At 64.5% G+C, this 12,278-nt stretch carries 10 protein-coding genes; 4 read left to right on the forward strand and 6 right to left on the reverse strand.

Annotated features, from left to right (window positions below; genetic code table 11):
* Positions 1–4: 4 nt before the first annotated feature.
* The 4 genes from JOE27_RS00620 to JOE27_RS00635 all read right to left on the reverse strand — a co-directional run bounded on the left by JOE27_RS00620 (position 5) and on the right by JOE27_RS00635 (position 4,129).
* Positions 5–2,332, reverse strand: a complete 2,328-nt coding sequence (locus JOE27_RS00620) for a TonB-dependent siderophore receptor (RefSeq protein ID WP_239539267.1) — start codon at positions 2,330–2,332, stop codon at positions 5–7.
* 65 nt (positions 2,333–2,397) lie between these two features.
* Positions 2,398–3,327: a DUF4880 domain-containing protein gene (locus JOE27_RS00625; protein WP_046787279.1), complete on the reverse strand. Its 930-nt coding sequence runs from the start codon at positions 3,325–3,327 to the stop codon at positions 2,398–2,400.
* On the reverse strand, positions 3,324–3,833 hold the full coding sequence (locus tag JOE27_RS00630) for a sigma-70 family RNA polymerase sigma factor (RefSeq protein WP_046787278.1): 510 nt from the start codon (positions 3,831–3,833) through the stop codon (positions 3,324–3,326). Before JOE27_RS00630 ends, JOE27_RS00625 begins: the two co-directional genes overlap by 4 nt.
* A 128-nt stretch (positions 3,834–3,961) precedes the next feature.
* Positions 3,962–4,129, reverse strand: coding sequence for a DUF6026 family protein (locus JOE27_RS00635; RefSeq protein ID WP_168216561.1), 168 nt, complete (start codon positions 4,127–4,129; stop codon positions 3,962–3,964).
* Positions 4,130–4,296: 167 nt separating this feature from the next.
* On the opposite strand from JOE27_RS00635, the gene gnd reads away from it, so the two are divergent.
* The 4 genes from gnd to JOE27_RS00655 all read left to right on the forward strand — a co-directional run bounded on the left by gnd (position 4,297) and on the right by JOE27_RS00655 (position 9,403).
* On the forward strand, positions 4,297–5,316 hold the full coding sequence (gene gnd, locus JOE27_RS00640) for a phosphogluconate dehydrogenase (NAD(+)-dependent, decarboxylating) (protein WP_323613676.1): 1,020 nt from the start codon (positions 4,297–4,299) through the stop codon (positions 5,314–5,316).
* On the forward strand, positions 5,313–6,818 hold the full coding sequence (gene zwf, locus JOE27_RS00645) for a glucose-6-phosphate dehydrogenase (protein WP_204917554.1): 1,506 nt from the start codon (positions 5,313–5,315) through the stop codon (positions 6,816–6,818). Before gnd ends, zwf begins: the two co-directional genes overlap by 4 nt.
* Positions 6,819–6,865: 47 nt before the next feature.
* On the forward strand, positions 6,866–8,662 hold the full coding sequence (locus JOE27_RS00650) for a glycoside hydrolase family 15 protein (RefSeq protein WP_119688637.1): 1,797 nt from the start codon (positions 6,866–6,868) through the stop codon (positions 8,660–8,662).
* 120 nt (positions 8,663–8,782) lie between these two features.
* Positions 8,783–9,403, forward strand: coding sequence for a TetR/AcrR family transcriptional regulator (locus JOE27_RS00655; protein WP_012313733.1), 621 nt, complete (start codon positions 8,783–8,785; stop codon positions 9,401–9,403).
* A 77-nt stretch (positions 9,404–9,480) separates the two neighbouring features.
* Here the strand turns inward: JOE27_RS00655 and preA are convergent, their stop codons facing one another.
* A complete protein-coding gene (gene preA / locus JOE27_RS00660) occupies positions 9,481–10,755 on the reverse strand; it encodes an NAD-dependent dihydropyrimidine dehydrogenase subunit PreA (protein ID WP_115275318.1) in 1,275 nt (424 codons plus the stop codon).
* Complete coding sequence (locus tag JOE27_RS00665) at positions 10,756–12,123, reverse strand: NAD(P)-dependent oxidoreductase (protein WP_046787273.1); 1,368 nt, start codon at positions 12,121–12,123, stop codon at positions 10,756–10,758. It lies immediately after the preceding gene.
* Positions 12,124–12,278 lie beyond the last annotated feature (155 nt).

Raw genomic sequence — 12,278 nt, forward strand, 5'->3', positions numbered from 1 at the left:
CCCTTTACCAGCGATAACTCAGGCTGGTGACCACGCTGCGCGCTTCACCCCGGTAGCAGTAGCCCTGCTGGCAGTTGATATAGCGTTTGTCGAACAGGTTGCGCGCATTGAGCGCCAGGCGAACGCCGTCCAGGCCGCCGCCGAAGTCGTAGTGCACGCCGGCATCGACCAGTGTGTAGCCTTCGTTCTTCACGGTGTTCTGTGCATCGCCGTAGTTGCTGCCGGTGTAGCGGGCACCGCCAGAGACGCCTACGCCCATCGGCAGGCGGTAGTCGAGCCAGACAGAAGCAAGATGGCGGGGAACGTCCAGTGGCTGCTTGCCTTCATTGCCATCGTTGCTTTCAGTCACTTCGGGGTCGTTGAAGCTGTAGCTGGCGGTCATCTTCAGCCGGTCGCTGAGGTCGGAAACGGCTTCCAGTTCCAAGCCCTTGGAGACCTGCTCGCCAGTGGCGATACTGTTGATCGGGTTGGCCAGGTCGCGGGTCAGCACGTTCTTCTGGGTCAGGTGGTACAGCGAGGCGGTGAGCATCGTTGCGCTGCCTGGTGGCTGGTACTTCAAGCCCACTTCGTATTGTTCGCCTTCGGTGGGTTTGTAGGCACCGCTGCCACTCTGTGGCTGGAACGAGGTGGCGTAGCTGGCGTAGGGTGCCAGGCCGTTGTCGAACAGGTAGAGCGCGCCGACCGAGCCAGTGGTGGCTGAGTCACTGGTCTTGCGGTTGATGCCGCTGAGGTTGTCGCTGCGCCGCACGTGCACGAAGTCGCGGCGCAAGCCGGCCGAAAGCCGCCAGCGGTCGAGGTCGATCTGGTCCTGCAGGTACAGGCCGGTGCGTTGCTCCAGGCCATCTTCGTCCGCCAGCGGCGTACCCGGTTTGGCCACCGGTTGGTGGTAGTCGGGCGCGAAGCGGTCGATCGACGGCGCCGGGCCGCTGGCATACGACAATGAGGTGTCGATCCAGCCGTAGTCCACGCCGGTCAGCAAGGTGTGGTGCAGGGTACCTGTTGCAAAGCGGCTGACCAGGCGCGTGTCGGCCGAGACACTCGACATGTCTTCGTACACACCGATGGCATCGCGATCGAGGATGTGCCCCTCGCGCTCCTGATAGGGTTGCAGGTACTGGTTGGTGGTATCGACCTGGCCGTAACGCAGGTTCTGCTGGAAGCTGAAGGTGTCGTTGAAGGTGTGCTCGAATTCGTAGCCGAAGGTCCATTGGCGCTGTTGCAGCTTGTCGAAGTACTCGTCACCCTGCCAGAAATCGGTCAGGTGATCGCCCTGCTGGTAGAGCATCGGTGAGGCGGCTGTCTCGCGTTCCTGGTATTGCGCCAGCAGTGTCAGGCTGGTGTCTGGGTCGATCTGCCAGGTCAGCGAGGGTGCGATCAGGCGCACGTCGTTGTTCAACTGCTCGATATAGTTTTCGGCATCGCGGTACACACCCACAACGCGGTATAGCAGGTCGCCGGACTCGTTCAGCTTGCCACCCAGGTCGAATTGCCCTTGTTGGTGGTTGTAGTTGCCCGACTGGATCTGTACTTCGTTTTTTGCCTGCAGGCCAGGGCGTTTGCTGACCCGGTTGACCATGCCGCCGGGGCTGATCTGCCCGTACATCACCGACGACGGGCCTTTGAGCACTTCGATGCGCTCCAGGTTGTAGGCTTCGGTCTGGTACAGCGACAACCAGCCGCTGCCGGGTTGGCGCAGGCCATCGAGAAAGTCCGCGCCCATGGTGGTTTCGAAGCCACGGATGCTGATCATGTCGAAACGTGGGTCGAGGCCTGATGCGCCTACCCGTACACCGGCAGTGTAGGCCACGGCATCTTCGACGCGGTCGACCTTGCGGTCGGCGATCTGCTCGGCGGTGACCACGCTGATGCTCTGCGCGGTTTCCAGGATGGGCCGGTCGGTCTTGGTGGCGCTGCTGGCGTTGCTGGCGAAGTAGCCTTCGACGGGCGCGAAGGCGCTTTGCGAGGCGGTTGCGTCGATGCTGATCGGCTCCAGCTGCAGGCTGGCGTCGCCCTGGCCTGGCAGCACGACATAGCCGGCGCTGGACTTGTGCAGTTGCAGGCCACTGCCACTGAGCAGTTGGTTCAGCCCGTCTTCCAGCGGGCCGCCACCGGCCAGCCCTGGGCTGTTCAGGCCGCGCACGGCCTCCGGCGAGAAGGACAGGGTGATCCCGGCACGTTCAGCGAAGGTGCTCAGCGCCTGCCCCAAGGGGCCTGCCGGGATGCTCGGCGCGGTCGCTGTGGCGGCCAGCGCACCGCCGGCGTGCAGGGCCAACGCAAGGTACACGGCACGTGACAAGGTTCGGGAGCAGCGGGGCGGTCGGGCAGGCAGCATGAAGCGATCCATTCGAGGGGGTGATCATCCCTAACCGGATGAGCGCGTGAAGTCCGACAGTTTTTTCATGCCTGGGATGAAATACGCACCCACCAGCGTGTGCGTTGGTCGATACGCACAGGCAGCAGGTGGGCGATGTTGTCCAGCAGTGCCCCCGGCTGGTCGAGGTGGAACACGCCCGACAGGCGCAGGTCGGCCACTGCCGGGTCGCAGCGCAGCCAGCCACGGCGGTAGCGAGCGGCCTCGGCGAGGAAGTCGGCCAGGGGTATGTCGTTGACGATCAGCAGGCCGCGGCTCCAGGCGAACGGATCCAGGGCGCCGCCGCCCAGAGGCGCCAGTCGCGTGGGGTAGAGCGCAAGGCCGCTGCCAGCCTGCACCCGCTGCGAGCCCGCAGCGGCAGTCACCAGCACTTCACCGCGTTCGACGTGCAACTCGCTGTAACCATCGCGCTCGCGCAGCACGGCGCGCGCCTGGTGGCCTTGGCAAACGCCCTGCTGGCAGCGCACGCGCCAGTCGGCGCCATCGACCAGCATTTCGCCACTGCGCAGGCGGATTTCCCTACCATGCAGGTCAACGGCGCTGTCAGTGTTCAATTGCAACTCGAGGTCGCCGTTCAGGCGCAACTGCCGCTGTTCGCCGACACCGGTGGTGAAGTCACTGCGCCACGCGGGGGGCGCAGTGCCGATCAGCAGCGTGGCGCCGCCCGCTGTCAGGCCCAGGCCCAGCAGCTTGAGGGTGCGGCGGCGGCTCAGGTCGACGTCGGCCTGGCGCAGCACGGCAGCCGTGCAAGTGGCATCGGGCAGGTGCCCGTTGTGGAAGTGCCCGCTGACCTGCTGCATGCGCTGCCAGGCCAGGTCATGCCGTGTATCACGCAGCCGCCAGGCATTGAACTGGCTGAACACCTCGACATTGCCCGGGCTGGCCCGCAAGCGCATCTGCCACTCGATGGCCGTACGCACGATGGCTTCAGGCAGCCGCTCTGGCGCGGCGGTCACTCGAAGCACAGCCGGTAGCAGTGCAGCAACGCGTTGGCTACGTGGCGCTCTACCGTGCGGCTGGAAACCCCCAGCCGTTCGGCTATTTGCGCATGGGTCAGGCCGCCCAGCTGGTACAGCAGGAAGGCGTCGCGCACGGTGGGTTTGAGGCCATCGAGCAATTGCGCGATGCGCTCAAGGCACTGCATGGCCTCGTGGCGCACGTGCGGGGAGGGGTAGCTGGCCTCGGGCAACTGCGCCAAGGTTTGCAGGTAGGCGCGCTGCAGTGCGTCGCGCCGCCAATGGTCGACCACAAGGCCGCGGGCGATGCGTACCAGCAGAGCGCGGGGCGCCTGGGTACTGATCGGCTGGTTGCGCACCAACAGGCGTACGAACGTGTCCTGGGCCAGGTCTGCGGCCTGTTGCGAGCAGCCCAGCGAGCGCTTCAGCCAGCTGTGCAGCCAGCCGCGCTGGGTGTCGTACAGGACCTCAAGCGGAATGATCGCATCCGTTTCATGCACTGCCATGCAACGCCCCGGGCCAGGTGAATGGAGAAAGCGCGCACGATAAACGCGAATCGTTCCCAATTCAAACTTTTTTCTGTGGGGGCCAGCAGTGTGGGAGCGTTAACGCTCCCACCAGGGGGGAGAATGAATCAGAGGCTTACAGGTTCATCGCCGGAGCGCGCCCGCTCCAGCTGCATGTGCAACTGAGCGACTTGCTGGCGCAGTTGGTCGCGTTCGTCCTTCAATTTACGCAGCTCATCACGGCGCACGGAGACATAGAGGGTCTGGGTTGGAGTGGCAGGCATCAAGGTACCCATGTAAACACCTCGCGGTTTTGGCTGGTGACAATCAAAGCGTAGTCGCTTCACGCGGCGGGCATTCTGAATTCTTTCACTGCTCATTGGAACTTTTTTGTTTAACGTTGTCTCGCCGTTCGTCGCTGAACCCTCGGGCGGTGTGCTGGACTAATCTGAAACGCTGGACTGTGTTGTCATTCATTTTTCAAGGGGAGCATCGGCTCATGCAACTGGGAATCGTCGGGCTGGGCCGCATGGGCGGCAATATTGCAAGGCGGCTGATGCGCGCCGGGCACCGCACGGTCGTGCACGACCGTAACCGTGATGCAGTCGTCGGGCTGGAAGGCGAGGGCGCCCAAGGGGCTCACGACCTTGGCGCGCTGGTGCAGAAGCTCAAGGCGCCGCGGGCGGTATGGGTAATGCTGCCGGCGGGCGAACCTACCGAGCAGACCATCGCGCAGCTGGCCGAACTGCTGGAACCGGGCGATGCGATCATCGACGGTGGCAACACCTTCTACAAGGACGACATGCGCCGCGCCGCCGAGCTGGCCAAGCGCGGGCTGCATTACCTGGACGTCGGTACCTCTGGCGGGGTGTGGGGCCTGGACCGTGGCTACTGCATGATGATCGGCGGTGAGAAAGACGTGTTCGAGCGCCTGGAGCCTTTGTTCAAGGCGCTGGCGCCGGGCGTTGGCGACATTCCGCGCACCCAGGGGCGCGAAGGTGAGCACGACCGCGCCGAACATGGCTACATCCATGCAGGCCCGCCCGGCGCCGGGCACTACGTGAAGATGGTGCACAACGGCATCGAATACGGGTTGATGCAGGCCTACGCGGAAGGCTTTGACCTGCTGCGCAGCAAAGGCGGCGATGAGCTACCGCAAGAACAGCGCTTCGACCTGAACGTCGCCGAAATCGCCGAGGTATGGCGCCGTGGCAGCGTGGTCACCTCCTGGCTGCTCGACCTCACCGCCGATGCCCTGGTGGCCGACCCGCACCTGGCGCAGTTCAGCGGCTCGGTATCGGACAGTGGCGAAGGCCGCTGGACGATCGACGCAGCAGTCGAGCAGGCCGTGCCGGTACCTGTCCTGTCCAGTGCGTTGTTCGCCCGGTTCCGCTCACGCCAGCAGCAGGGCACCTACGGCGACAAGGTCCTCTCGGCCATGCGCCTGGGCTTCGGTGGCCACGTCGAGAAGAAAGGCCAATGACCCGACAGACCACTCCTGCAGCCGGCCCTTGTACCTTGTTCCTGTTCGGTGCCAACGGTGACCTGGTCAAGCGCCTGCTGATGCCGGCGCTGTACAACCTGGGCCGGGACGGCCTGCTCGACCGCAACCTGCGCATCGTTGGTGTGGACCATAATGCCGCCACTGCCGATGAATTCGCCGAACGCCTGCACGCGTTCATGCGTGAACGCGACAAGGGCGGCGAGGGCGCAGCCAAGTGCCTGGACGAAAAACTTTGGGCGCGCCTGGCCAAGCGCCTGGACTACCAGACCGGCGACTTCCTGGACCCGGCCACCTATACCGCGCTGGCCAAGCGCATCGACAAGACCAGCCATGGCAACGCCATTTTCTACCTGGCCACCTCGCCACGCTTTTTCCCCGAGGTTGCCCAGCGCCTGTGGGATGCCGGCTTGCTCGACGAGTCTGGCGGTGGCTACCGCCGGGTCGTGGTGGAAAAACCCTTCGGCACCGACCTGGCCAGTGCCGAGGCGCTCAATGCCTGCCTGCTCAAAGTGATGAGCGAGCGGCAGATCTACCGCATCGACCATTATCTGGGCAAGGAGACGGTGCAGAACATCCTGGTCAGCCGTTTTTCCAATGGCTTGTTCGAGTCGTTCTGGAACAACCACTACATCGACCATGTGCAGATCACGGCCGCCGAAACGGTGGGCGTCGAGACTCGCGGTGGGTTCTATGACCACACCGGTGCCTTGCGCGACATGGTGCCCAACCACCTGTTCCAGTTGCTGGCGATGGTTGCCATGGAGCCGCCTGCAGCCTTTGGCGCAGATGCCGTGCGCGGCGAAAAAGCCAAGGTGATCGGCGCTATCCGTCCCTGGTCGACGAAGATGGCCCTGAAGAACTCCGTGCGCGGCCAGTACACCGCGGGCAAGCAGGGCCGCAAGCGCCTGGCCGGGTATCGCCAGGAGGACAGGGTGGCGGCCGACAGCCAGACCGAAACCTACGTGGCCCTGAAGGTGATGATCGACAACTGGCGCTGGGCCGGCGTGCCGTTCTACCTGCGTACCGGCAAACGCATGAGCGTGCGCGACACCGAAATTGCCATCTGCTTCAAGCCTGCGCCCTACGCGCAGTTTCGCGAATCGGAGCTGGAGCGGCCCAAGCCCAACTACCTGAAGATCCAGATCCAGCCCAACGAAGGCATGTGGTTCGACCTGCAAGCCAAGCGCCCGGGCCCGGAACTGGTGATGGAAAACGTCGAGCTGGGGTTCGCCTACAAGGACTTCTTCAAGATGACCCCGGCCACGGGGTACGAGACCTTGATCTACGACTGCCTGACCGGCGACCAGACCTTGTTCCAGCGTGCCGACAACATCGAGAACGGCTGGCGTGCGGTGCAGCCGTTTCTGGATGCCTGGGCGCAGGACGGCGAGGTGCATGAGTACCCGGCGGGCGAGGATGGGCCAGCGGCCGGCAATGAGTTGCTGGCCCGTGACAAGCGCGAGTGGCACCGGTTGGGATGATCGCACGGCCCACTGTGTGGGCCAGACAGTTGCATTAAGGAGATCCAATGCCTGCCCACATCGAAGACTATGCGCTGCTCGGCAACTGCCGCAGCGCCGCCCTGGTCAGCCGTGACGGTTCCATCGACTGGCTGTGCCTGCCACGCTTCGATGCCCCCGCCGTGTTCGCGGCGCTGCTGGGCAATGAAGAAAACGGTCGCTGGCGCCTGGCCCCCAGCGACTCCATCGAGCATGTCAGCCGGCGCTACCAGCAAGATACCCTGGTGCTGGAAACCACCTGGGTGACTGCCAGCGGCCGCGCCCGTGTGCTGGACTTCATGCCGCTGGACGACGTCAATTCGGTCGTGCGCATCGTCGATGGCATTGCCGGCGAAACCAACTTTGAAATGGACCTGGTGATGCGCTTCGACTACGGGCGCAGCGTACCCTGGGTGGAAAAGCTCGACCCGCTGACCCTGAGCGCCGTCGCCGGCCCCGACCGGCTGATCCTGTGCAGCACGGTGGCCTCGCACGCCCGCGACCACCACACTGTCGCGCGCTTTCGGGTGTGCGCCGGTGAGCGCCAGGTGTTCAGCCTGCGCCATCAACCTTCGCACCTGCCGGTACAGCCCGACTGCGATATCGAACATGCCCTGGCGCATACCGTCAGCCAGTGGCAGGCCTTTGCCGCCCGCTGCCCGGATGTCGGCCCCTACAGCGCGAGCGTGCGCCGTTCATTGCTCACCCTCAAGGCCATGACGTATGCCCCTACCGGCGGCATCGTTGCGGCCGTCACCACCTCGCTGCCCGAAAGCATCGGCCACGAGCGCAACTGGGACTATCGCTTCTGCTGGCTGCGCGATGCCACTATGACCCTGCTGGCGTTCATGAACCTGGGTTACTTCGACGAAGCGCAGGCCTGGCGTGAGTGGCTGCTGCGTTCGGTGGCCGGCAACCCGGAGCAGATGCAGATCATGTACGGCCTGGCAGGGGAGCGAGACCTGCAGGAATACACCCTGCCGTGGCTGGCCGGGTATGAGCACTCGCAGCCGGTGCGGGTGGGCAACGCTGCCGCTCAACAGCGGCAGCTGGACATCTACGGCGAGGTCGCCGACGCCATGGCCCAGGCGATAAAGGGCGGGTTGCCCAGGCACCCACGCAGTGCGGCGATCTCCCGCCTGATCATGCCCTACCTGGAGCGCATCTGGCGTGAGCCGGACGAAGGCATCTGGGAGGTGCGTGGTGGCAGGCAGCACTTCGTGCATTCCAAGGTCATGGCCTGGGTCGCATTCGACCGCGCGGCGGGGTTGGCTGAGACCACCGAGGAGGGCAGCGAGCGCGGGCAGTATTACCGGCAGGTGGCAGATGAAATCCGCCGCGAGGTGTGTGAGCAGGGGCTCGATGCCAAAGGCCTGCATTTCGTCCAGGCCTATGGCTCGAGCGAAATGGACGCCAGCCTGCTGCAGATCGCCCTCACCGGGTTCCTGCCGGCCCAGGATGAGCGGTTTCTGCGCACGCTCGAACAGATCGAGCAGCGCCTGCTGAAAAACGGTTTGCTGATGCGCTATGACAGTGACCGCTGCAGTGACGGCCTGACGCCGGGTGAAGGGACGTTCCTGGTCTGTTCGTTCTGGTTGGCCGATGTGTATGTGCTGTTGGGGCGCCAGGGCGAGGCGCAGGCGCTGTACGAGAAGCTGACCGGGCTGTGCAATGACGTGGGTTTGCTGGCCGAGCAGTACGACCCGGCAGGCAAGCGCATGCTGGGCAACTTCCCCCAGGCGTTCAGCCACATCGGCATCATCAACACGGCGCTGAACCTGCACCGGGCGCAGTGCCCGGCAAGGGATCGGGCCCAGTGTGGTTGAAGGGCATGGCTACTCGTATTCAGCGAAATGACCGGAGTAGACTAGTGCCAAGAGCAATCGACAAGGAATACGCATGAGCGTTCGTCGCCATGAGCTGGCAGCCAGGGCATCGCAATTCTGATGGCCAACCACAAGATCGAAATTCGCCGTCGCAATATCGAGAAGATCCTCGTGGCCGCAGAAAAGGTGTTCGCCGAGAAGGGCTACGGCGCAACGTCCATGGGTGACATCGCCGAACAGGCCGAGCTGCCGCGCTCCAACCTGCATTACTACTTCAGTACCAAGGATGAGCTGTTCCGCGCAGTGCTGCAGGACCTGCTGGATGTGTGGAAGCAGGACGCGCTGTGCTTCGAGAACTTCGACGACCCCCGGGTGGTGCTGACCAGCTACATTCGCGCCAAGATGGGCCATTCGCGCTCACGGCCGCTGGGCTCGAAGATCTGGGCCGAAGAGATGCTGCATGGCGCGCCGCTGCTTGGGGTGAGCCTGGATGACAGCCTGGTGCCCTGGGCGAAGCTGAAGGTAGACAAGATTCGCCGCTGGGTGGAGGAGGGGCGCATCCTGCCGGTGGAGCCTTCGGCGCTGCTGTACATGATCTGGGCTTCGACCCAGCACTATGCCGACTTCGGCTACCAGGTGGCTGTGCTCAATGGCGGAGAACCGCTGTCGGACCTGGCGTTCGAGAGTGCGGTACAGACGGTGACGAGTGTGATCCTGCGCGGTATCGGCCTGGAGCCTTGATAAGTGCATCGCGGGTCGTGTAGGAGCGGCCTTGTGTCGCGAAAGGGCCGCAAAGCGGCCCCAGCGATTCCCAGGCGTCAGCTCGCCTCGCGGTAGGGGTTGCGCGGGTCCTGCGTCCAGTTCAGGTATGGCTTGCCGGTATCCTGCGCCACCATCTCGATGCAATCTTCCACCGGGCAGGTGATCTGGCACAGGTTGCAGCCCACACATTCGTCTTCGATCACGCTGTAGGCATGGGTCCCGTCAGCCTTCAGCGTACTGGCAATGGCCTGGTGCGAGGTGTCCTCACAGGCGATATGGCAGCGCCCGCAACCGATGCAGGCATCCTGGTCGATGTGCGCCACCGATTTGTAGTTGATGTCCAGGTACTTCCAGTCGGTGGTGTGCGCCACGGCCTGGCCGCGGAATGCTTCAAGGTTCTGGTGCCCGTGCTGGTCCATCCAGCGCGCCAAACCGTCCTGCATGTCTTCGACAATACGAAAACCGTGCAGCATCGCCGCAGTGCACACCTGCACCGCGCCACTGCCCAAGGCAATGAACTCGGCCGCATCACGCCAGTTGCCGATACCCCCGATGCCACAGATCGGTAGCCCGCGCGTTTGCGGGTCGCGGGCAATCTCGGCGACCATGTTCAGGGCGATGGGTTTGACCGCCGAGCCGCAGTAGCCACCGTGGGTGCTCTGATCGCCGACGATCGGGTGGGCGACCATGCGGTCCAGGTCGACGCTGGTGATGGAGTTGATGGTGTTGATCAGCGACACGGCATCGGCGCCACCGCGATGTGCCGCACGCGCCGACTGGCGGATGTCGGTGATGTTGGGCGTGAGCTTGACGATCACCGGCAACGCGCAGTGCGTCTTGCACCAGCGGGTGACCATTTCCACATACTCCGGCACCTGGCCGACCGCCGCGCCCATGCCGCGCTCGGGCATGCCATGCGGGCAGCCGAAGTTCAGTTCGATACCGTCGGCACCGGTGGCTTCCACCAGCGGCAGGATGAATTTCCATGATTCTTCAATGCACGGCACCATCAGCGAGACGATCAGCGCACGGTCTGGCCAGTCCTTCTTCACCTGGGTGATTTCGCGCAGGTTGATTTCCAGCGAGCGGTCGGTGATCAGCTCGATGTTGTTGATGCCCTGCACCAGCCGGTTGGCGCCGTAATGCGCCGAGTAGCGCGACGACACGTTGACCGCTGCCGGGTCCTCGCCCAGGGTCTTCCAGACCACGCCGCCCCAGCCGGCTTCGAAGGCGCGGACCACGTTGTAGGCTTTGTCGGTTGGCGGTGCGGAGGCCAGCCAGAAGGGGTTGGGCGCCTTGATGCCGGCGAACACGATAGACAAGTCGGCCATTTATGCAGCCTCCACATTGAGCATGAGTTGGGCATGGATAGCTTCGGCGGCCAGCTTGCCATGTTGCACGGCCTGGACGGTGAGGTCCTGGCCCAGGGCGGTACAGTCGCCACCGGCGTAGACGCCCGGCAGGCTGGTGCGCATGCCCTCGTCGACGCGAATGCGCTCGCCGTCGCGGGCCAGTTGCGCAGCCAGCGGGTCGTTAAGGCTTTGTTCGTCGAAGCGTTGGCCGATGGCTTTGAAGATGGCATCGGCGGCCAGCTCGAAGGTCTCACCGGTGTCGCGCAGGCGGCCATCGGCCAGTTCGGTGCGGGCGAAGCGCATGCCCCGCACGCGGTTGTCGTCGTCCAGCAGCACGGCGTCGGGGCGCGCCCAGGTGTGCAGACGCACCTGGTTGGCCTTGGCGATGTCCTGCTCGTGGCCGGTGGCGCCCATGTCGGCGTAGCCGCGGCGGTATACCAGGTTGACATCGCGGGCACCCAGGCGGCTCATCTGTACGGCCATGTCGATGGCGGTGTTGCCTGCGCCGATCACCAGGCAACGCTCTGCCAACGGCAGTTGCGAAAGATCATCCGCCTGGCGTAGCTCACGGATGTAGTCGGTGGCGGCGAGCATGCCGGGCGCCTCTTCGCCAGGCAGGCCGAGCTGGCGTATGGCGTTCAGGCCAAGGCCGAGGAATACCGCGTCGTACTGATCACGCAGCTCTGCCAGGCTCAGGTTGTCGCCCAGGCGGTGGCCGTGGCGCATTTCGATACCGCCGATCCCGAGCAGGAATTCCACTTCGCGCTGGGCATAGTCGTCCACCAGCTTGTAGCGGGCGATGCCGTACTCGTTCAGGCCGCCGGCCTTGTCGCAGGCCTCGAACACCACCACCTCGTGGCCATGCATGGCCAGGCGATGTGCGCAGGACAACCCGGCGGGGCCTGCGCCGACCACGGCGATGCGTTTGCCGGTGGCTGGCGAGCGTTTGAACGGGTGCTCGGTGAAACCGGCATTGTCCAGGGCATAGCGCTGTAGCTGGCCAATCAGTACCGGTGCGCATTCCTGGGCGTTGTTGCGCACGCAGGCCTGCTGGCAAAGGATCTCGGTAGGGCACACGCGGGCGCAGCTGCCGCCCAGGATGTTGGCCGAAAGGATGCGCTCGGCGGCACCTTGCAGGTTCTCGTCGCTGATACGGTGAATGAACGAGGGGATGTCAATTTCGCTCGGGCATGCGTTCACGCAGGGCGCGTCGTAGCAATACAGGCAGCGGGCGCTTTCCACTGCGGCCTGGCGGGCGGTGAGGGGTGGCGCGAGGTCACTGAATTGCTCGGCCAGCTGGTCGGCGCCGGCCCGGGGGCGCGGCAAGTGGTTCAGGGCATCGATCACGGTTGTAGCCTCTCTTTTTTTTAGGGCTTGGGCGGGGGGGCGCCATGCGCCCCAATCGCCGGCAAGCCGGCTCCCACAGGTACAGTGATGTCCCTGGGAGTGATGCCGCCCCTGTAGGAGCTGGCTTGCCGGCGATGGGCTGCGCAGCAGCCCCA

Source organism: Pseudomonas sp. M5 (assembly GCF_016907075.1).
GTDB classification, from domain to species: domain Bacteria; phylum Pseudomonadota; class Gammaproteobacteria; order Pseudomonadales; family Pseudomonadaceae; genus Aquipseudomonas; species Aquipseudomonas putida_E.

Coding starts and splice junctions, on each gene's coding strand:
- JOE27_RS00630 (WP_046787278.1), bottom strand. CDS start 3,833: ATGGCAGTGCATGAAACGGATGCGATCATTCCGCTTGAGGTCCTGTAC.
- zwf (WP_204917554.1), top strand. CDS start 5,313: ATGACCCGACAGACCACTCCTGCAGCCGGCCCTTGTACCTTGTTCCTG.
- JOE27_RS00650 (WP_119688637.1), top strand. CDS start 6,866: ATGCCTGCCCACATCGAAGACTATGCGCTGCTCGGCAACTGCCGCAGC.
- JOE27_RS00635 (WP_168216561.1), bottom strand. CDS start 4,129: ATGGGTACCTTGATGCCTGCCACTCCAACCCAGACCCTCTATGTCTCC.
- preA (WP_115275318.1), bottom strand. CDS start 10,755: ATGGCCGACTTGTCTATCGTGTTCGCCGGCATCAAGGCGCCCAACCCC.
- JOE27_RS00620 (WP_239539267.1), bottom strand. CDS start 2,332: ATGCTGCCTGCCCGACCGCCCCGCTGCTCCCGAACCTTGTCACGTGCC.
- JOE27_RS00655 (WP_012313733.1), top strand. CDS start 8,783: ATGGCCAACCACAAGATCGAAATTCGCCGTCGCAATATCGAGAAGATC.